At 62.9% G+C, this 18,700-nt stretch carries 20 protein-coding genes; 11 read left to right on the plus strand and 9 right to left on the minus strand.

The features are described from left to right. Nucleotides 1–426: 426 nt before the first annotated feature. Both LSG43_RS02770 and LSG43_RS02775 read left to right on the plus strand, forming a co-directional pair. Nucleotides 427–972: an RNA polymerase sigma factor gene (locus LSG43_RS02770; RefSeq protein ID WP_231801101.1), complete on the plus strand. Its 546-nt coding sequence runs from the start codon at nt 427–429 to the stop codon at nt 970–972. Then, nucleotides 965–1,570, plus strand: coding sequence for a hypothetical protein (locus LSG43_RS02775; RefSeq protein ID WP_231801102.1), 606 nt, complete (start codon nt 965–967; stop codon nt 1,568–1,570). Before LSG43_RS02770 ends, LSG43_RS02775 begins: the two co-directional genes overlap by 8 nt. Nucleotides 1,571–1,611: 41 nt before the next feature. On the opposite strand, the gene LSG43_RS02780 is transcribed toward LSG43_RS02775, so the two are convergent. After that, nucleotides 1,612–1,971, minus strand: a complete 360-nt coding sequence (locus LSG43_RS02780; RefSeq protein ID WP_231801103.1) for a VOC family protein — start codon at nt 1,969–1,971, stop codon at nt 1,612–1,614. Nucleotides 1,972–2,158: 187 nt separating this feature from the next. Between LSG43_RS02780 and LSG43_RS02785 the strand changes: the two genes are divergently transcribed. Further along, complete coding sequence (locus tag LSG43_RS02785) at nt 2,159–2,611, plus strand: RrF2 family transcriptional regulator (RefSeq protein WP_231802773.1); 453 nt, start codon at nt 2,159–2,161, stop codon at nt 2,609–2,611. On the opposite strand, the gene nagA is transcribed toward LSG43_RS02785, so the two are convergent. The 3 genes from nagA to LSG43_RS02800 are packed head-to-tail and all read right to left on the minus strand — an operon-like array spanning nt 2,608 to nt 5,555. Further along, nucleotides 2,608–3,762, minus strand: a complete 1,155-nt coding sequence (nagA, locus tag LSG43_RS02790) for an N-acetylglucosamine-6-phosphate deacetylase (RefSeq protein ID WP_231801107.1) — start codon at nt 3,760–3,762, stop codon at nt 2,608–2,610. The genes LSG43_RS02785 and nagA overlap by 4 nt on opposite strands. Then, nucleotides 3,759–4,769 carry an SIS domain-containing protein gene (locus tag LSG43_RS02795; RefSeq protein WP_231802775.1) on the minus strand — a complete coding sequence of 337 codons (1,011 nt, stop codon included), beginning with the start codon at nt 4,767–4,769 and terminating at the stop codon, nt 3,759–3,761. Before LSG43_RS02795 ends, nagA begins: the two co-directional genes overlap by 4 nt. A gap of 33 nt (nt 4,770–4,802) precedes the next feature. Beyond that, nucleotides 4,803–5,555 (minus strand): GntR family transcriptional regulator, encoded by a 753-nt coding sequence (locus LSG43_RS02800; RefSeq protein WP_231801108.1) that lies wholly within the window; start codon nt 5,553–5,555, stop codon nt 4,803–4,805. A gap of 385 nt (nt 5,556–5,940) precedes the next feature. Between LSG43_RS02800 and LSG43_RS02805 the strand changes: the two genes are divergently transcribed. From LSG43_RS02805 to LSG43_RS02825, 5 genes are all read left to right on the plus strand, one after another. Beyond that, nucleotides 5,941–7,212, plus strand: coding sequence for an ABC transporter substrate-binding protein (locus LSG43_RS02805; protein WP_231801109.1), 1,272 nt, complete (start codon nt 5,941–5,943; stop codon nt 7,210–7,212). 85 nt (nt 7,213–7,297) lie between these two features. Next, nucleotides 7,298–8,233: a carbohydrate ABC transporter permease gene (locus LSG43_RS02810; RefSeq protein WP_231801110.1), complete on the plus strand. Its 936-nt coding sequence runs from the start codon at nt 7,298–7,300 to the stop codon at nt 8,231–8,233. Continuing rightward, nucleotides 8,233–9,072, plus strand: coding sequence for a carbohydrate ABC transporter permease (locus tag LSG43_RS02815; protein ID WP_231801111.1), 840 nt, complete (start codon nt 8,233–8,235; stop codon nt 9,070–9,072). The genes LSG43_RS02810 and LSG43_RS02815 overlap by 1 nt, the downstream gene beginning before the upstream one ends. Further along, nucleotides 9,069–10,127, plus strand: coding sequence for a Gfo/Idh/MocA family protein (locus LSG43_RS02820; RefSeq protein ID WP_231801113.1), 1,059 nt, complete (start codon nt 9,069–9,071; stop codon nt 10,125–10,127). The genes LSG43_RS02815 and LSG43_RS02820 overlap by 4 nt, the downstream gene beginning before the upstream one ends. A 14-nt stretch (nt 10,128–10,141) precedes the next feature. After that, nucleotides 10,142–11,143 carry an ABC transporter ATP-binding protein gene (locus LSG43_RS02825; protein ID WP_231801115.1) on the plus strand — a complete coding sequence of 334 codons (1,002 nt, stop codon included), beginning with the start codon at nt 10,142–10,144 and terminating at the stop codon, nt 11,141–11,143. On the opposite strand, the gene LSG43_RS02830 is transcribed toward LSG43_RS02825, so the two are convergent. From LSG43_RS02830 to znuC, 3 genes are read right to left on the minus strand one after another with little or no spacing between them, the layout of a single operon-like run. Continuing rightward, complete coding sequence (locus LSG43_RS02830) at nt 11,140–11,541, minus strand: Fur family transcriptional regulator (protein ID WP_231801116.1); 402 nt, start codon at nt 11,539–11,541, stop codon at nt 11,140–11,142. The genes LSG43_RS02825 and LSG43_RS02830 overlap by 4 nt on opposite strands. Continuing rightward, entirely contained in the window at nt 11,541–12,347 is an 807-nt protein-coding gene (locus tag LSG43_RS02835; protein WP_231801117.1) for a metal ABC transporter permease, read from the minus strand. Before LSG43_RS02835 ends, LSG43_RS02830 begins: the two co-directional genes overlap by 1 nt. Next, a complete protein-coding gene (znuC, locus tag LSG43_RS02840) occupies nt 12,340–13,179 on the minus strand; it encodes a zinc ABC transporter ATP-binding protein ZnuC (RefSeq protein WP_231801118.1) in 840 nt (279 codons plus the stop codon). Before znuC ends, LSG43_RS02835 begins: the two co-directional genes overlap by 8 nt. A 118-nt stretch (nt 13,180–13,297) precedes the next feature. On the opposite strand from znuC, the gene LSG43_RS02845 reads away from it, so the two are divergent. Then, entirely contained in the window at nt 13,298–14,359 is a 1,062-nt protein-coding gene (locus LSG43_RS02845; protein ID WP_231801119.1) for a zinc ABC transporter substrate-binding protein, read from the plus strand. A 113-nt stretch (nt 14,360–14,472) separates the two neighbouring features. Here the strand turns inward: LSG43_RS02845 and LSG43_RS16575 are convergent, their stop codons facing one another. Next, entirely contained in the window at nt 14,473–15,435 is a 963-nt protein-coding gene (locus LSG43_RS16575) for an isoprenylcysteine carboxylmethyltransferase family protein (protein WP_231801120.1), read from the minus strand. 433 nt (nt 15,436–15,868) lie between these two features. Next, nucleotides 15,869–16,357: a hypothetical protein gene (locus LSG43_RS02855; RefSeq protein ID WP_231801121.1), complete on the minus strand. Its 489-nt coding sequence runs from the start codon at nt 16,355–16,357 to the stop codon at nt 15,869–15,871. A gap of 230 nt (nt 16,358–16,587) precedes the next feature. Here LSG43_RS02855 and LSG43_RS02860 point away from each other — a divergent pair, with 230 nt between their 5' ends. After that, nucleotides 16,588–17,607 (plus strand): LacI family DNA-binding transcriptional regulator, encoded by a 1,020-nt coding sequence (locus LSG43_RS02860; RefSeq protein WP_231801122.1) that lies wholly within the window; start codon nt 16,588–16,590, stop codon nt 17,605–17,607. Nucleotides 17,608–17,697: 90 nt separating this feature from the next. Further along, nucleotides 17,698–18,687, plus strand: coding sequence for a cobalamin biosynthesis protein (locus LSG43_RS02865; protein WP_231801123.1), 990 nt, complete (start codon nt 17,698–17,700; stop codon nt 18,685–18,687). Nucleotides 18,688–18,700 lie beyond the last annotated feature (13 nt).

An 18,700-nucleotide genomic window follows, 5' to 3' on the forward strand; every position in this document is an offset into this window, starting at 1 on the left:
GTCCAATAGACGCGCTCTCTTGATCGACGTGCAGGGATTGTCGTTGTGCATGATGATCCTCCCTGCGACTTGGGGCCAGCAACGCCGGGAACCCGACGATGCATGCCGAGCCCGCAACAAAGCGACTTTTTTTTGATTGCGCAATGGGTATGTGGCAGCCCTTTACGTCAACGCTTCTGCCCTTTCTTGACCGGGCGGTCAAAAATCTCAAGCATTTCCGGGCGAGTCTGGCGTACCGGTTGGTACTATATGCTGAAATTTATGGCAAAATTTTTTCGTTGAGCGAACGGTGGGCAGGGCGTTCCATCCCTCTTTGCATACGCTTTAGCCGATGGTGACAGCAAAACTGCTGTGGAATCGGTAAGACATCCCGAGCGTTGCGGACTAAATCCTCAGGCGTTCGCGCCCTGGATGGAAAGGCAGTGCATGAATATGTCGGCATGCGGCGCGGATCAGGACACTCTATATGCGCAGGCTGCTGAGGCGTTCGGCAACGCAATCGCCCGTCTGGCGCGTGGATACGAAGCGAACCCGGAAGTGGCGCGGGACCTCGAACAGGACATCCATGTAGCGCTTTGGCGGAGCTTCGCTCAATTCCGGGGTGATGCGAGCCTTTCGACATGGGTTTGGCGCGTCGCGCACAATACCGGTGCCCGTCACGTCGAGGCGCAAAGCCGTGCCAAGCGCTCGGGAGCGCTGGTGCCGCTCGAGGCGATAGAGGCTGCGCCGCAGACGCCGAGCCCCGAGGCGGTCGTCGGCGAATCGATAACGCTCGAGCGTCTCTACGCACTGATCTATCGCCTGCGCCCGACGGACCGGCAGGTGATGCTGCTTTACCTCGAAGCGCTTGAGGCAAGGGAAATCGGGGAGATCACCGGCCTTTCGCCGCGTGCCGTCGCAACGCGGGTGCACCGCATAAAAGCGCTACTGGTGCAGCAGTTCGAAAATGATGGGGAGGGGAGAAATGTGTGAACCCGACCGCACCGGGCCAGCCAATCCGGCCCAGAATCTCTGGAAGGAGCAGACCATGACAACCCAGATATTTACCCCCCAGCGCTTGGCCGATCGCGCCGCGGGCCTCGAGCGGCGCATCAGGCGCCGCAACATCATCGAATATGCCGCAGCAGCAATCGTCGTTGCTGTCAGTTTCGGCGCGGCCTTGATGGCGGTGATGGCGGGAATCGAAACTCTCCCCGACGCCATCATCATCGCCGGGCTGGTTGTCCTCGGCATGGGTACGCTCGTTGTCGTCTGGCAACTTCACGCCCGCACAGGCAGTCCCAAGGCGTCCAATGGCAACCAGGCGAGCTTCAGGAGCTACCGGGCGGAACTCGTGCGCCAACGCGACGCTCTGCGCGCGGTCTGGCTCTGGTACCTTGCGCCATTTGTACCAGGGTTGTTGCTGATCTACGCCGCCGACCTGTTCCGGCCCGAGCCGAACTATGTGCTCAGCCTTTCGCTCCTTGCCGGAACTCTTGCGTTGGTGATTTTCCTGTGCTGGCTCAACCTGGTGGCCGCGCGTGGGATCGACGCGGAGATCGAGGTTCTCGACGCGGATCTCGACCGCTAGCGCGGCCTCCTTCGCAAAAGCGCCCCGCACCGGGCTACGCGCTATGTGCCGCCCGGACTGACGGGCTCCCAGAGCTCTATCGGATTGCCCTCGGGATCGTGAATGCGTGCGAAGCGGCCCACTTCCGGTGAGTCCCATTCTTCGCGCGTTTCTACCGGGATCCCTGCAACCACCAGGTCGGCAATCAACGCATCGAGATCGGCGACGCGGAAATTGAGCATGAATTGTTGGTCGTCGCTTCCGAAATAGTCGGTATCGTTCTTGAAGGGCGCAAAGACCGTGGGGCCAGCCTGTTGGCTCCACCAATCGGTCACACCCAAATGTTCCTGATACCAGGATGCCAGGGCCTTCGGATCCTGCGCCCTGAAAAACACCCCACCCAGGCCCAATACTTTGGCCATCGCCGCCCCCCGGTTCGGGTGAAGAAAAGCTATTGGCGCACAAGCGGTTGATAACGTCAATATAGTGGCGTGCTCTGCAATGTCGGACCGGGATGAAACGATTGATGTTGAACCCGATCCGCTCCGTGAGTATGACAAAACGGCCTTACTCCCTGCCATGCATCCGGAACGGTAGCCGCGCGTGTCGATGATTTCCCAAAAGTCCCGTTATGCCCTGCGCGCCCTTGTGGCGCTTACGAGGGCCGGACACGGCAATAGCCTCATGATTTCAGAAATCGCCGCGGACCAGGACATTCCCAAAAAGTTCCTGGAGCAGATTCTTCTAGAACTGAAGCGCAACGGAATCGTCGTCTCCAAGCGCGGTAAATCCGGCGGTTATCTCTTGCTCAAGGAGCCGGAGGACATCAGCTTTGGCGAAGTGCTGCGCATTATCGACGGGCCCATAGCGCCGCTGCCTTGCCTGTCCAAGATCGCCTACCGCCGCTGCAAGGACTGCAAGGACGAGGCCGAATGCGAAATCCGGCACGTTTTTGCAAAAGTAACCGACGCCACCCGCGCCGTGCTCGATCAGACGACGCTCGCCGATGCCGTGGGCGAAATCGACGTGTTGGCGAAGGCGGAGCGCACGGCGTCGATCTAGCCGATCATCCGCGCCCCATCAATCCAGACACCGGTGATGTTGAGGTCGTCGTCAAGGTGCACAAGGTTCGCGCGCGCACCGGGCATGAGGTGCCCCATCTCGCCCTGCCGTCCGATAGCCTGGGCGGGATAGAGCGAAGCCATTCGGAGCACCTCTTCAAGCGGCAGGCCCAACACGCGGTGCATGAAACGCACCGCGTCGATCATGGTCAGATCGGCGCCGGCCAGTGTGCCGTCGGCGAGCCGTAGCGCGCCATTGGCCCGAACGATCTCGCGACCATTAAGCGTGAAACGCCCGAGTTCCGTGCCGATCGTGGACATAGCGTCGGTCACGAGGAAAACTCGCCCCGGCCCCTCTTTGGCGCGCAGCGCGATGCCGATGCCGGCCGCATCGACATGAATGCCGTCCGCGATAAGGCCGGCCCAGACACCGGAGGATAGCGCCGCCCCGACGAGTCCCGGCTCGCGATTGCCGAGCTGACTCATGGCGTTGAACAAGTGCGTTACCATCGTCGCGCCTGCGGAAAAAAGCGCAACCGCATCGTCGCGGCTTGCATCGGTATGTCCGAGGCTGACGATGACGCCGGCCTCGGCAAGCGCGGTTATTTGCTCCGGTGCCACCGATTCCACGGCAACGGTCGTGAGCAGAGTCGCGAGGCCGGCCTTGGCCGCGACCAGCCGGGCGAGGTCTCCCGGCTCCATGGGGCGGATGAAATCTGGATTGTGCGCACCCTTGCGCGCGACCGAGAGGTGCGGCCCCTCGATATGCAGCCCTGCAAATCCCGGTACACCCTGCCTTTGTGCTGCCATACCGGCATCCAGGGCCTTTTGTGTTACCTCCGGGGTATCCGTGATGAGGGTTGGCAGGAGCGCGGTCGTGCCAAAAGGGAAATGGGCCGCACAGAGTGTGGCGAGGCTTTGGGCGTCCGGATGATCGTTGAACAGCACGCCGCCGCCGCCATTCACTTGCAGGTCCACAAAGCCCGGAACGATCAGACCACCGTCGAATTCGATCCGGGGCAGATCGCCGAAATGATCCTCGTCGGCGGCGATCTGATCCACGATCCCATCACGCAGCACAAGCGCGCGGCCCTGGTGCCAGCTTTCACCGTCGAAAATCGCGGCGCCTGAAAGAATGTTGCCGGTCCTCATAGCGTCGAGGTCTCTTTGCGCAGATGTGGCGGCGTATCGGGGTTGAAGCCGCGATGCCGCGCCAGCGCCTCGATGAACCCGTAAAAGCTCACAACCAGTGCGATCGGATCGGTGAGGGGATGGCGCGTCCGCGCGACAGGCAACGCAATGCCGCTGCCCGGTTCCGCGTCGGTGACGAACACCCTGCCGCCTTGATCGGCGAGCTTTCCGCACGTTTCGAGGATCGAGGCGCGCGCCGTGTCGTTGGCACACAGTGCCAGCACGGGAAATCCCTTCTGCACAATGGCCGCTGGTCCGTGCAGCACCTCCGCTGCCGAGTAGGCTTCGGCATGAAGCCCCGAGGTTTCCTTGAACTTGAGCGCCGCTTCGCTGGCAATCGCGGCGCCGGGGCCGCGGCCGACCACGTAGAGCGAATTGGTGCCTTCGAGCGCGGCGATGAGGTCCGACCAGTCGCATGAAAGCGCCGCTTCGAGCGCTTGGGGTAGCGCGGCGACCGCTTCGAGCAGGGCAGCGTCCTTATGCAAATGCGCGAGCACGGCGAGCCCGGCTACAGCCGAGGTGACGAAGGTCTTGGTCGCTGCGACCGACTTTTCCTCGCCTGCACAGATATCGATGACGTGGTCGGCCGCGTCCGCCAGGGGCGAGACCGGGGTATTGGTGATTGCGACGGCTACCGCGCCGCTGCGCTTCGCGCTTTCGAGCATGGCAATGATGTCCGGGCTCTTGCCCGACTGCGAAATGCTGATGGCACCGGCGCGCTCAAGCTTGAGATCCATGCCGTAGATCGAAGCGATCGAGGGGCCGATCGACGCGACGGGAATGCCCGTGGTGAGCTCGCAGGCATATTTGAGATAGCTCGCCGCATGGTCGGACGATCCGCGCGCAATCGTTACGATAAGCCGTGGATCCGCCGCTGCGAGGGCCGCTGCCGCAGCCTTGAAGGCGTCGTTGCCGGTTTCGAGGAGCCGCGCGGTTGCGGCAGGGATCTCGGCGATTTCGCGCTTCATATGCGTCATGGTTTCAGACAAGAGCGGCTCCTTTCAACGGTTTTGTAGTCGCAGTTCGGCGACGAAGTCATAGGCGTCGCCGCGATAGATCGAGCGCGTGAACTCCACGATCCGTCCCGAGGCGAGATAGGATGTCCGCTCGATCCTCAGAGCGGCCGCGCCCGATGTGGTTTCGAGCATTTTTGCTTCATCCGCGCCGAGGTTCATTGCAGCGATACGCTGGATGGCGCGGACAGGCCGGTGTCCCGACGCGTCCAGCACGGCATAAAGTGACGATGTGACAATCGTCGGGTTGGGCAGGATCGATGCCGAAAGGGACGCGCGCTCGATCGCCAGCGGCGTGCCGTCGGCAATCCGCAGCCGTGCGATGCGGGCGACCTGCTCGTCGCTCGAAAGCCCGAGCACCACCGTTTCCTCCGGAGAGGGTGGACAAAGCCCGCGCTCGAGCCAGATCGATCGCAGATCGAGACCGCGCCGCGCCATGTCTTCGGTAAAGGAGGTGAGGCTCGAGAGCGTCTGCTCGACATGCGTCACTTTGGGTGCGACGAAGGTTCCTGACCCGTGGCGTTGCACAAGCACGCCCTCGCGCACGAGGTCTTCGACAGCCTTGCGCACCGTGACCCTCGAAATGTCCATGCTCGCTGCCAATTCGCGCTCGGAGGGTAGCGCCTGCCCCGGGGTGACGAGCCCGCTGTCGACAGCCTCGGCAATTGCGCGGCGCAGGCGCAGGTAGAGCGGCCCACCCTCGGTGCCGCGCCGGAAGATATCGCCTATCGTCTGTTGCATCGCGAGGCCTCCAGCGAGGTGCGCTCGGCGCGATTGGTCCGAGATGGTCTTATGGGGCATAATACCAATAAAATACCATTGGCCAAGCCTCGCCCCCAAAAAAGTAGGGCGGTCACGCGCCCTGTAATTGGAAGGATTTCCCGCTCTATGAGCGCCGAACATCGGCAGTCGCGAGAGCTCGATTGCATCGCTGGACAAGTGGTATTTTGTTGGTACTCTGATTGGTCTGGTGGGGATACGCGGTGCAGACCGGCAATACCGCCAAGAGGAAACGACGACAGTCCGTGCCACAGCAATCCGCCAAAAGAGCGGGGACCGGTGGCCGAACGAGGGAACGGCGCGCGAGCGGGCTCGCGCGTCGCAATCAAAGAGAGGAAGGCCAATCATGCAAGGCTATAAAGGGTATCTGTTGGGCGCCACCGGGGCGCTCGCGCTCGGGCTGGCGGCATCGTCGCTTCTGGCCCAGGAAACGACGCTCACGATTGAAAGCTGGCGCAATGACGACCTGTCGATCTGGCAGGATACGCTCATCCCGGCCTTCGAGGCGGAGCATCCCGACATCAACCTCGAATTCACTCCGACCGCTCCGACCGAATACAACGCTGCGCTCAATGCCAAGCTCGAAGCCGGCTCGGCGGGGGATCTGATCACCTGTCGCCCGTTTGACGCATCGCTTGCACTCTTCGAACAGGGCTACCTCGCGCCGCTTGACGATCTCGAGGGTATGGCGAATTTCTCCGACGTCGCCAAATCCGCCTGGAACACCGATGATGGCGCGACGCCATTCTGCGTCCCTATGGCCTCGGTGATCCACGGCTTCATCTACAACGCCGACGCCTTCGCCGAGCTGGGGCTCGAAGAGCCGGAAACGCTCGAGGAGTTCTATGCACTTCTCGACGCGATCAAGGAAGATGGCGGCTACGTCCCGATGGCGATGGGGACCGTCGATCAGTGGGAAGCGGCCACCATGGGCTATCAGAATATCGGGCCCAACTACTGGATGGGCGAGGAAGGCCGGCTTGCGCTTATTTCCGGCGAGCAGAGCCTGACGGACGAGCCCTGGGTCGCGCCCTATCGCGAACTGGCCAAGTGGGGAGAGTATCTTGGCGATGGCTTTGAGGCTCAAAGCTATCCTGACAGTCAGAACCTCTTCACCCTCGGCCGCGCGGCGATCTATCCTGCCGGCTCTTGGGAGATTGCGTTGTTCGAAGAACAAGCCGACTTCGAGATGGGCGCGTTCCCGCCGCCGGTCGTCAATGAAGGAGACACCTGCTACATCTCCGATCATACCGATATCGGCATCGGCATGAACGCGGCGACCGACAACCCCGAGGCTGCGCGCACCTTCCTCAACTGGGTCGCCTCGCCGGAATTCGCCTCGCTCTATTCCAACGCGTTGCCCGGCTTCTTCGCGTTGTCGAATGAGCCGGTCTCGCTCGAAAACGACCTGGCCCAGGAGTTCGTATCCTGGCGCGAGGAGTGCGAATCCACGATCCGCTCGACCTACGCGATCCTGTCACGTGGCACGCCAAACCTCGAAAACGAGACCTGGAACGCCTCGGCCAATGTGATCAACGGCACCGAAACGCCCGAGGACGCTGCGGCGCGGCTGCAGGACGGTCTCGCAAGCTGGTACGAGCCGCAACAGGGCGAGTAGCGGCCGTCGGAAACCGGCACTATTGCGGCTCCGGGCGATTTTGGTCGCCCGGAGCCATGAGGCGCAACGAGGGGCACGCGAGAAAATGACATCAGGCGTAGGGGAACCGCTCAAACGCGCGCGGCGCTGGCATATCGCCGTATTCCTCGCGCCTGCGGTGCTTATCTATACCGCAATCATGATCGTCCCGCTTTTCGCCACGCTCTTTCTTGCGCTGTTTCAACGGGTGGAGGGGCAGCAGATCTTCGTCGGTATCGCCAATTTCGCGACGCTTTTCGGCGATCCGCGCTGGGCGGCGAGCTTCTGGAATGCGCTTTGGAACAACACCTGGTTCTTCATCGTCCACATGCTCGTGCAGAACCCCATCGGCATTCTGCTCGCTGCCATCCTCTCGAACCCGAGTCTGCGGTTGCGCGGCTTCTACCGCACCGCGATCTTCATCCCGACGATCCTTTCTTTCGTGATCGTTGGATTCGTCTGGAAGCTCATCCTTTCCCCGCTCTGGGGCGTCGCACCATCGATGCTCGACGCGATCGGGCTGCGGCATCTTTTTTCCCCCTGGCTGGGGCAGGAAGGCAGTGCCTTGACGGCGCTGGCGCTCATTTCGGTCTGGCAGTTCGTCGGCATCCCGATGATGCTGATCTATGCAGCGCTGCTTTCGATCCCCGATGAGGTCATCGAGGCTGCCGAATGCGACGGGCTGACGGGCTTCAAGCAGTTCTGGAAGATTCAGCTCCCGTTGGTCCTGCCCACCGTCGGCATCGTGGGCATTCTCACATTCGTAGGCAATTTCAATGCCTTCGACCTCGTTTATGTCAGCCAGGGCGCCCAGGCCGGGCCCAACTATGCGACCGATCTCCTCGGCACCTTCCTCTACCGCACGTTCTTTGGCTTCCAGCTCCAACTCGGTGACCGGAACATGGGTGCGACCATCGCCTCGGTGATGTTCTTCATCATCCTCGCTGGCGTTTCGATCTATCTGTTTCTGATTCAGACGCGATTGCGGAGGTATCAGTTCTGATGACGACCGCACGCAGCACTCTTGGCAACACCATAGCGGCCCATGCGATCCTGATCGCCTATACGCTCGTCGCGCTTTTCCCGGTATTTCTGATCGTCATCAACGCCTTCAAAAGCCGCCGCGACATCTTTGGCGAACCGCTCGCGCTGCCAACGCCAGAGAGCTTTACGCTGGTCGGGTTCGAGACGGTGACGCGCCAGGGCGACTTTTTGCTCTACTTCCAGAATTCGTTCATCGTCACCGTGGTTTCGCTCGCATTCGTGCTGCTTTTCGGCGCAATGGCCGCGTTCGCACTTTCCGAATACCGGTTCCGCGGCAATCCGCTGATGGCCCTATATCTGGCGCTCGGCATCATGATTCCGATCCGGCTCGGCACCGTGGCGATCCTCGAAATGATGGTGGCGACCGGCCTGGTCAATACCCTCACCGCGCTCATCCTCGTCTACACCGCGCAAGGGTTGCCGCTCTCGATCTTCATCCTTTCGGAGTTCATGCGCACGGTTTCCGACGACCTCAAGAATGCCGGGCGGATCGACGGGCTTTCCGAATACCGGATCTTCTTCACACTCGTCCTGCCGCTCGTGCGTCCGGCGATGGCGACGGTTGCCGTCTTCACCATGATCCCCATCTGGAACGACTTGTGGTTTCCGCTGATCCTCGCACCCGCCGAGACGACCAAGACCGTCACGCTGGGCGCGCAGGTCTTTATCGGCCAGTTCGTTACCAACTGGAACGCGGTGCTTGCGGCCCTGACGCTCGCTATCCTGCCGGTCCTGGTGCTTTATCTGGTCTTCTCGCGGCAATTGATCCGCGGCATTACTTCGGGAGCGGTGAAATGAGCGTGCAACCCATCCGTGTGCTTGTTGCCGGGCTCGGCAATATGGGGCGCAGTCACGCGCTGGCCTATCATCATCACCCCGGCTACGAAATCGTGGGGCTCGTAACGCGCGGGGTGTCGGCCATTCCCGATACGCTGGAACACTACGCCCATTGGACCGATTTCGAGGATGCGCTCGAAGCGACAAGGCCCGACCTCGTTTCGATCAACACCTATTCGGACACCCATGCCGAGTTCGCGGTCACCGCGATGGAGCACGGCGCGCACGTCTTCGTCGAAAAGCCCTTGGCAACGACGGTTGCGGACGCCGATCGCGTGGTAACCGCCGCCAAGGAGCACGACCGCAAGCTCGTCGTCGGCTACATCCTGCGCCATCACCCGTCCTGGCAAAGGCTAATCGCCGAAGCCCGTGCGCTTGGCGGCCCCTACGTCTTCCGGATGAACCTCAACCAGCAATCGACCGGCCGGTTCTGGGAGACGCATAAGACCCTGATGGAAACCACGAGCCCCATCGTCGATTGCGGCGTCCACTACGTCGACGTCATGTGCCAGATCACCGACGCACGGCCCGTCGAAGTCCGCGGCATGGGGCTGAGGCTCACCGACGAGATCGCGCCGGATATGTACAATTACGGGCACCTGCAGGTGCTTTTCGAGGATGGTTCGGTCGGGTGGTACGAGGCGGCCTGGGGGCCGATGATTTCCGAGACCGCGTTCTTCGTCAAAGACGTTATGAGCCCCAACGGTGCGGTGTCGATCGTGATGGAGGAGGGCGCCAAATCGTCCGACCACGAAACCCACACAAAGACGGACCGGATACGGGTTCACCGTGCGGCGCGCACCGAAACGGGCGAATTCGCAAATCCCGATGCGTGGCTTTCGATGACCGGAGAACCCGGGCATGACGCGCTTTGCGCCGCCGAGCAGGACTACGTGTACAAAGCGATCACCGAGGATATCGACCTTACCCGCCACATGCAGGATGCCATCCAGTCCCTGCGCATCTGCCTTGCCGCCGACGAGAGCGTCCGGACCGGCAAGCCGGTCAGTCTCTAGCCAAGAGCGAGAATATGGACGCACTCAAACTCACCGGCATCCGCAAATCCTTCGGCGCGACCGAGGTTCTGCACGGCATCGATCTCACCGCAAAAGAGGGCGAATTCGTGATCTTCGTCGGGCCCTCGGGCTGCGGAAAGTCGACGCTTTTGCGCATCATCGCCGGGCTCGAGGATGCCAGTGCCGGTACGGTCGAAATTGCAGGCGCGGTGGTCAATACCACGCCGCCGGCCAAGCGCGGCATCGCCATGGTCTTTCAGACCTACGCGCTCTATCCGCATTTGACGGTCAAGGGCAATATGAGTCTCGGCATGAAACAGGCGGGGGCGCCCAAAGCCGAGATCGAAGAGCATGTCGCGGCGGCCTCGAAGATGCTGGGACTGGATGCATTGCTCGAACGGCGCCCTGCCGAGCTTTCGGGCGGTCAGCGCCAGCGCGTTGCGATCGGCCGCGCGGTGGTGCGCGAACCCAAGCTGTTTCTCTTTGACGAGCCGCTTTCCAACCTCGATGCAGCGCTGCGCGTCAACACCCGGCTCGAAATCGCCCGGCTGCACCGGGAGTTGTCCGCGACCATGGTCTACGTCACCCACGACCAGATCGAGGCGATGACGCTGGCCGACCGGATCGTCGTCATGAATGCCGGGCGCATCGAGCAGATCGGCACGCCCATGGAGCTCTACAACCGCCCCGACAACCTGTTCGTTGCGGGGTTCATCGGCTCGCCGCAGATGAACTTCATACCCGCCGAAGCCCTCGGCGGCGCGGCGGGCGAGACGATCGGTATCCGCCCCGAGCATATGAACGTGGACCTCAATGGTGGCGAACTCGAATGCGAGGTCGTCCACATCGAGCAACTGGGCGCAGACACCAACCTCTATCTCAAGAACGCCCAGGCAGGAGACCTGACGGTCCGGCTCTTCGGCGAGCGCTATTTTGCGCCGGGTTCCAGGGTGTTCGTGACGTTCGACGCGGCCAAGCGGCACCTATTCGATGCCGGGGGGAGGGCGATCCGCTAGGCGGCCTGGGCCGCGCAGGCCTTACAGGCGCCACGGATTTCCATGGTCGTGCGGGTCGTGACGAACCCTTCACGCTCGGCCCACTGGGCGAGCCTGTCGCGTACGACGTCGTCGGAAAACTCCGAGACCTGGCCGCACGTTTCGCAGATCGCAAAGGCGATCAGCCCCGAGCTGTGGCAATGCGGGTGGGCGCAGGCGACAAACGCGTTGAGGCTTTCGAGCCGATGGGCGAGGCCCAGATCGAGCAACTTGTCGAGCGCGCGATAGACCTGCAGGGGCGCCCTCAACCCGTCCTCGCGCAACTCGTCGAGGATCGCATAGGCGCTCATGGGCGCTTCGGCGTTTTCGAGCCGGCCGAGCACGAGCGCCTGATTGCGGGTCAGTTCCTGTGTCGCCATCACTTGAGCTCCTTGTTGCGCCATTCGAGCGGCACCAGCGAGGTCACCGCGAAAACCCCCAGCGCCGCGACAACGATGGTGGGGCCCGACGGGGTGTTGAAATGGAACGATGCCCACAGCCCCATGAGCACCGCGGCGATTCCCCCGAGGACGGCATATAATGCCATGGCTTCGGGCGTGCGCGCCAGTCGTCGCGCGGCGGTGGCGGGAATGATCAGCATAGCGGTGATCAGAAGGACGCCGAGAAGCTTCATCGCGATGGCGATCAATGCGGCCAAAAGAACGGTGAAAATCAATGTGTTACGTTCCGGGCTCAGCCCTTCGGCCTGGGCGATTTCGGTACTGACGGTGCCCGCGAGCAAGGGCCGCCAGAGCCAGGCGAGAACGCCCAGGACCGCGATCCCGCCGCCATAGATGATCGCAAGGTCGGTGACCGACACCGCCAGAATGTCGCCGAATAAGAGCCCCATCAGATCGACGCGGACGTGGGGCATGAGCGACACCATGACAAGCCCGAGCGCCAGCGCCGAATGGCTCAGGAGCCCCAGAAGCGAGTCGGCGGAAAGCGTTCCCCGGCGTTGCAGGAAGGCGAGGATCAGCGCGACGACGACGGCGATGACGAAGACGCCAACCACCGGAGAAATCGAGAAAAACAGCGCCAGCGCGACCCCGAGGATGGCCGAATGCGCCATCGTATCTCCGAAATAGGCCATGCGCCGCCAGACGATGAAACTGCCCAGCGGACCGGTCACCGCGGCGAGCCCGATGCCCGCGATGAGGGCGCGCGTGAAAAAGCTCTCAAGCATGGTTGCGCGTCTCCTCTGCATGGTCGTGATCGCAGTGCGGACCGTGGGCATGATGGTCGAAATGCAGGTGCCCCGCCGCGTCGCGCACCGTACCGTCGGCAAGGTGCGTGTGGTCGTGATGGTGCCGGTAAACCGCCAGCGTTTCCGCCGCGCGCGGGCCGAAAAGCGCCGCATACTCGCCGCTTGCGGCGACCATGTCGGGCGTCCCCGAGCAGCAGACGTGGCCGTTGAGGCAGACGACCGTGTCGGTGCGCGCCATGACGACGTGCAGGTCGTGCGAGATCAGCAGAACCCCGCAGCCGGTCTCGTCGCGGATATCGCCGATGAGGTCGTAAAGCGCGACTTCGCCTGAAAAATCAACCCCTTGTACGGGCTCGTCGAGAACCAGAAGGTCGGGCTTGCCAATCAGCGCCCGCGCGATCAACGCGCGTTGGAACTCGCCGCCCGAGAGCGTCTGCACCGGAGCGCCGGCGAGGTGAGGAATGCCGACGCGCCCGAGGACGTTGGCGATTGCCGACGCCGGATGGCGTTTCGTCAATTGCATCAAGCGGTTGACAGTCATCGGCAGCGATCGGTCGAGCGCGATTTTCTGCGGCACATAGCCGATCTTGAGCCCCGGCGCGCGCCAGACGCGGCCCTCATCGGGCGCGATAATCCCCAGCGCAGCCTTGACCGTGGTCGACTTTCCCGACCCGTTCGGGCCGATCAGCGTGACGATCTCGCCGCGCGTCAAAGAGAGGTCCACCCCGCGCACGAGCCATCGCCCGTCACGGCGGACGCCGGCATTCTCGAGTCTAACCAGTTGTGCTGAAACGTCTTTTTTTCCGTGCACCGGTCGTGAAGCCTCGGCTTGATAAGTGTCAATTGAGCGGTTGCGCCGTTCCATACATAGCGTTATAGAGTAACGTTATCAAACGTTATGTCATAACATTCTCGCTTTAGGATCGCCCATGCGCGCTGCTCGCCTTATTGCCCCCGCCCTTGTCGCCCTTGTGACGAGCCCCGCCGTTGCCGCCCCCAATGTCGTCGCCTCGATCAAGCCGCTCCACTCGCTCGTCGCAGCGGTCATGGACGGGGTGGGCGAGCCCGCGCTTCTGGTTCAGGGCGCGGCGAGCCCGCATGGGTTCTCGCTGCGGCCGTCCGACGCGGCAGCGCTTGAGAACGCCGATATTGTCTTCTGGGTGGGCGAAAATCTCGAAACCTTCCTGCCCGGCCCGCTCGCAACGCTTTCGGGCGACGCGACGGCGGTGGAAATGTTGGAAATTGAAGGGCTTACGCTTCTCGAGACGCGCGAGGGCGGGCTTTTCGAGGCCCATTCCCACGATCACGACAATGAAACAATCGATGACCATCACGCCGGCGACGATGACCACGCTGACCACGACGATGGTGCCGACGATGACCACGATCACGACGATCATGCGCACGAAGACCATGCCCATGACGACGACGCGCATGAAGAGCACGCCCACGACGCGCACGACCACGATCACGGCGGGATAAACGGGCATATCTGGCTCGACACGCAGAACGCCCGCCTGATGGTCGCCGCGATAACCGACGCATTGATCGAGGCCGACCCGGAAAATGCGGAAATCTATAACGCCAACGGGCTGGCGCTTTCGCAGGACCTGTCCGCGCTCGAGGACGAAATCTCCGCCACGCTCGACCCGCTCGCGGGCACGCCCTATTTCGTCTTCCACGACGCCTACCATTATTTCGGTGCCCGCTTCGGCGTTGAGGCGACCGGCAGCTTTACCGTCAATCCCGAGATTGCGCCTGGCGCCGGACGGCTGTCGGAAATCCAGGATACGCTCGCCGAGACCGGCGCCACCTGCGTCTTCACCGAACCGCAATTCTCGCCCGCTCTTGTGGAGACCATCGCCGATGCGACGGGCGCCAGGATCGGCGTGCTCGATCCGCTTGGCGCGGACCTCGCCGACGGGCCGGAGCTCTATCCGCAGCTGATCCGCAATCTCGCTGCCAACCTTGCCGACTGTCTCTCCTCCTGAGATCGTTTCGCGGGCCCTTTCAAGGGCCCGCCCCCGCTTGAGGGTAAACGCAGGACACCGGTACGACGATAAGTCTCCAAGATGGCGAATTCCCGCGGCGGGGAGGCGTGCGACTAGGCCGGCCGCGCCTGAAATCGCAACGCTGGAAAAACAGTGGCCAGAGGCTTGAAGATCCCGCGCTCGTTCATGGCGAGCGCGTAGGCGGCATAGTCCGGGTCGGCGGAAAGATGCCGCTCCTCCGCGCGGGCGCGCAGCAGGTAGATGGCGTTGATCAATCCCAGCAACAGGCAGTTCTTGAGCGCCTCGACGGGTCCGGCGCTTGAGAGAAACGGCATGCTGATCAGCCAGAAGAACAGGCTTTTGGCGATATAGTCCGGGTGCTTGGTGAAGCGATATGGCCCATTGGTGATGATGCCGCGATGGGTCAGGTTGGACCATCGCAGTCCGAAGGCCGCGGTCGCCCAGAGCCAGAGCACAAAACTCAGGACAAGGGCAATCGACCAGGCAAGGGAGAGGACCGGCTGGTCCTTCAACCAGTCGAACCAGTAAACCCCGTCGCTATAGGCAAGCATTTCGCCACTTACGACGCGGTTGAACGGTTCGTAACACGCCAGGGTGACGATCCACCCCCACAACAGCGGATTGACCGAACGAATATGACTGTCGGTGAGCCGAAGCGTCAGGGTGTAGCCGACACAGACGATGGCAAGCTCGCAAGCCGCCACGAAGTCGGTCAGCCACCGCGTTGCCGCGATATGGCCGCCGCCGAGCATTCCGGCACCCGCTTCGAGCCGGCCAATCGTCGCCACCAGATAGACCAGCATGATGGGCAGGAAGAACCCCTTGACCAGCCATCCTGCCGCCAGATGCCGGATTTTCCTCACGTCGACATATTCGGTTCTGCCCCGAATGGCCATTCCCAGATGCCAGTAGCCATCCCTGGGTTCAACCATCACACGATCAACGATCACCTGATATGCGACGATGAAGGGCAACGCGATTGTCAGTACGATCGCGGCCAGGGTCCCGGCATATGACATGGCGTCCACCGGATAGATCCGGACAAGCCAATGCACGCATGCGGTAGTCCCCAGAGCAACTCCCAGCCCCAGAAGTTTGGTCGCAATGCGGGGCCAGTCGGCCGGGGCGCTGTGTCGTGTCCAGTCAAGGCCCGTCGTCTGCCTCCGGTGTACCTTGAGCACCGCAATCTCAAGGGTTGCAATAGGCAACGCGAACGCAAGGACGCACATCAGTGCCGTAGCCCCCGGGGGGACCTGGAGGTATATGCACAGGGACAACCCGCCGACGAGACAAGCCAGGCCCGCCAGGTTAATCCACTGCGATGTCACCGACTGTGGCATTACCAAATCCCCAGTGTTCAACTGCTTCTAGCCCGCCGGGGTTAAGGGCTGGATAATCCACAAAAGAGGATGATCGGCGGCCGCTCTCCGGCCGGGGCCTGCCCTTGCAGTTTCCAGGGGGCGCAATTGAGCCGCTGCGCACGGGTGCTCAGTAGCAGGCGCCGTCCTGCGCCAGCGAGCGGCCGAGGCGATTGGCGATGGAATCGAAGTCGGGGACGTCGAGGGCCGGGTAGGTGAGCCGCACATTGGCGGTTTGCCGTCCATCGCAGGTGGCGATGGATTTGGCGTAGAAGATGTGTCCGCCCCGCGCGCCGCCCCAGGCGGCCCAATCGGGGGTTTCGGAGCGATATGTGATGGCCCAGCCGTCGGCTTCGTCCATCGCGATGCGTGCCCGCATCTCGCTCGAAAAACCGCCGCCATCGACCGGCCCGCCCCAGACGAGGATGTGCGCGCGGCCGTTTTCGGCGCGGAAGAGCTTGCCCTCGCCCGCGACGTCGGCGGCGCCCTCGACCGAATAGCCGGGCGGGATATCGACCCCCGCGCCATAGCGCGGATTGGTATAACGCCCCCAATCCGCGGCCTGCAGCGGCAGGGCGGCAAGGGCGGCAATGCTGGCGAGGGCGAAAAGGCGACTCATAGTGGCGGAAATTGCCGCGCGAATGTGGCGCGCGCAAGGGGAAATGGCGCCGCATCTGCGGCCGAAAAACAGCCGGTTCGGGTGGCCCGTCACATGCCCCGGCCCGGCTGTGTGCCGTGGCGGCCCCGGCCGGGCATGGCACAGATGCGCGCGGGGCAATTCAGGTTCCGTTTTTGCCCCCTTTGGCCTAAACTCACCGATTGTGCTGGGGCCTTTGGGAGCGAGGACAAGTGAAAAGGGCATCGATCGGGGACGTCGCGCGGCACGCAGGCGTTTCGACCGCGACGGTTTCGCGCGCTATCAACACGCCCGAATCCGTGACCGAGAAAACCCGACGCAAGGTCGAGGCGGCCATCGAGGCGCTGCATTACGTCCAGAGCGAAACCGCCAAGAATTTCAAGAAACAGCGCTCGAATTCGGTGCTCGTCGTCGCGAGCGACATCGGCAACATCTACTATTCAGAGCTTTTCCGCGGCATTCAGCGCCGTGCAGAGGCCTCCAACTATGCCATCACCATCACCAACCCTACCCCCGGCGCGACCCAGGACATCATTTTCGCGCATCTGCGCACCGCCAAGGTTGACGGCGTCGTCATCCTCTCGGGCTATGAGGTTGCCGACAGCGACCTCGACCTTTTGACCAAGATCTATTCGGGCACGCCGCCCATCGTCGGGCTGTCCGAGGAACGGGGGTATCTCAAAATCCCCAACGTGCTGATCGACAACGAGCGCGCCGGCTATCTCGCGGGCCGGCACCTTATCGAGATGGGGCACAGAAAGATCGCGCACGCCTACGGCCCGCACCGTACGCCCGTGCGGCGCGCCCGCGCCAACGGGCTCAAGCGCGCGCTCACCGAGGCAGGCATTTCCCTGCGCAAGGAGTATTTCTTCGAAGGCGGCTTCTCCTCGATCGGCGGGCGTGCGGCGGCGCAAAGCTGGCTGTCGCTCAAGGACCGCCCTACGGCGATCTTCTGCGGCAACGACGAGGCGGCGATGGGGTTTATCTCGCAGTTGTCCAAATACGGGCTCTCCGTGCCCGACGCGGTCTCTGTAATCGGCTTCGACGATATCGTTCTGGCCGAGACCTACGTGCCCGCGCTGACCACCATCCACCAGCCCAAGGAAGAGATGGGACGCCAGGCGATGAGCCTGCTGCTCGACATCATCGAACAGCGCAATGTCGATGCGCACCCGGTGGTGGAACTGCCGGTGCATCTGGTGCCGCGCGATAGCGTGGCGCGGATCGGGTAGGCCCGGCGACGCTGACGCGATTGCCGCTCCGCGTCCTTCATGCTAAGCGGGCAAACCTGTGTGCCTCACTCAAGTTAGATTTTTTGCAGCGTGAAAACCCCGCTCGTTTTTTCCATGGGCCTCAAGGGCGACCGGATTGCCCGCCATATCGCCCAGCTCCTCGGCTCCCCGGTGCATCTGTGCGGTTCAGGTCGTGACGATGCCGCCCCGCTCGTCAAGAAGGCCTATGCCGAGCGGGCGCCGATCGTGGGGGTGTGCGCCGCGGGCGTGTTGATCCGGCTTTTGGGCACCGATCTGGGGGACAAGGTTTCCGAGCCGCCCGTGCTCGCGGTTTCCGCCGACGGCAAGATTGCCGTGCCGCTTCTGGGCAGCCACCGGGGCGCCAACGCGCTGGCGCGGTGGGTGGCCGAGGGGTTCCGGGGGACGGCGGCGGTCACCTCGTTTTCCGATACGCTTTACGATTTTTCCCTAGACGATCCGCCGCCGGGCTATGCCGTGGGCAACCCCGAGGCGGTGCGGCCGGTGATGGCGGCGCTTTTGAAGGGCGAAAAGCTCAACGTGGAGGGGCCCTCTGGCTGGCTGTCGCTTGCCGGGTATCCCGTCGATCCCAAGGGGAGCCTTTTACTGCGCGTGACCGAACGGGCCGAAGCGGGCCCGGGGCTGCTGGTGCATCCCAAGACGCTGGTCGTCGGGCTCGGGTGCAGCTCGAACGCGGAAAGCGCCGAGGTGATCGAGCTTGTCGGGCAGGTGCTGGGGTCCGAGGGGTTGTCCCCCCAGTCGGTGGCGGCATTCGCGACCATCGAGAGCCATGGCGACGCCGAGGCGATCCGGGCCGCGGCGCTGCATTTCGACGTGCCCTTGCGGGTGTTTACCAGGCGCGAGATCGGGCGCGAGAAGGCCCGGCTCCATTCGCCCTCCGATGCCGTGGAAGAGGCCATCGGCGTGCCGGGCGTGTGCGAGGCCGTCGCGCTCAAGGCAGGCGCGCTGCTGGTGCCCAAGCGCAAATCCGAGCACGTCACCTGCGCGGTGGGGCGCGCTGACGCTCCGGTCGATCCGCGGCGGTTCGGGAAGGCGGTCTGAGCAAAGGAGCGAG

It is taken from the genome of Pelagibacterium xiamenense (assembly GCF_021166475.1).
Classification (GTDB): Bacteria; Pseudomonadota; Alphaproteobacteria; order Rhizobiales; family Devosiaceae; genus Pelagibacterium; species Pelagibacterium xiamenense.

What these genes read in the sequence shown, in the direction of transcription:
- LSG43_RS02770 (WP_231801101.1), top strand. Translation starts at nt 427, where the DNA reads ATGAATATGTCGGCATGCGGCGCGGATCAGGACACTCTATATGCGCAG.
- LSG43_RS02775 (WP_231801102.1), top strand. Translation starts at nt 965, where the DNA reads ATGTGTGAACCCGACCGCACCGGGCCAGCCAATCCGGCCCAGAATCTC.
- LSG43_RS02780 (WP_231801103.1), bottom strand. Translation starts at nt 1,971, where the DNA reads ATGGCCAAAGTATTGGGCCTGGGTGGGGTGTTTTTCAGGGCGCAGGAT.
- LSG43_RS02785 (WP_231802773.1), top strand. Translation starts at nt 2,159, where the DNA reads ATGATTTCCCAAAAGTCCCGTTATGCCCTGCGCGCCCTTGTGGCGCTT.
- nagA (WP_231801107.1), bottom strand. Translation starts at nt 3,762, where the DNA reads ATGAGGACCGGCAACATTCTTTCAGGCGCCGCGATTTTCGACGGTGAA.
- LSG43_RS02795 (WP_231802775.1), bottom strand. Translation starts at nt 4,769, where the DNA reads ATGAAGCGCGAAATCGCCGAGATCCCTGCCGCAACCGCGCGGCTCCTC.
- LSG43_RS02800 (WP_231801108.1), bottom strand. Translation starts at nt 5,555, where the DNA reads ATGCAACAGACGATAGGCGATATCTTCCGGCGCGGCACCGAGGGTGGG.
- LSG43_RS02805 (WP_231801109.1), top strand. Translation starts at nt 5,941, where the DNA reads ATGCAAGGCTATAAAGGGTATCTGTTGGGCGCCACCGGGGCGCTCGCG.
- LSG43_RS02810 (WP_231801110.1), top strand. Translation starts at nt 7,298, where the DNA reads ATGACATCAGGCGTAGGGGAACCGCTCAAACGCGCGCGGCGCTGGCAT.
- LSG43_RS02815 (WP_231801111.1), top strand. Translation starts at nt 8,233, where the DNA reads ATGACGACCGCACGCAGCACTCTTGGCAACACCATAGCGGCCCATGCG.
- LSG43_RS02820 (WP_231801113.1), top strand. Translation starts at nt 9,069, where the DNA reads ATGAGCGTGCAACCCATCCGTGTGCTTGTTGCCGGGCTCGGCAATATG.
- LSG43_RS02825 (WP_231801115.1), top strand. Translation starts at nt 10,142, where the DNA reads ATGGACGCACTCAAACTCACCGGCATCCGCAAATCCTTCGGCGCGACC.
- LSG43_RS02830 (WP_231801116.1), bottom strand. Translation starts at nt 11,541, where the DNA reads ATGGCGACACAGGAACTGACCCGCAATCAGGCGCTCGTGCTCGGCCGG.
- LSG43_RS02835 (WP_231801117.1), bottom strand. Translation starts at nt 12,347, where the DNA reads ATGCTTGAGAGCTTTTTCACGCGCGCCCTCATCGCGGGCATCGGGCTC.
- LSG43_RS02845 (WP_231801119.1), top strand. Translation starts at nt 13,298, where the DNA reads ATGCGCGCTGCTCGCCTTATTGCCCCCGCCCTTGTCGCCCTTGTGACG.
- LSG43_RS02855 (WP_231801121.1), bottom strand. Translation starts at nt 16,357, where the DNA reads ATGAGTCGCCTTTTCGCCCTCGCCAGCATTGCCGCCCTTGCCGCCCTG.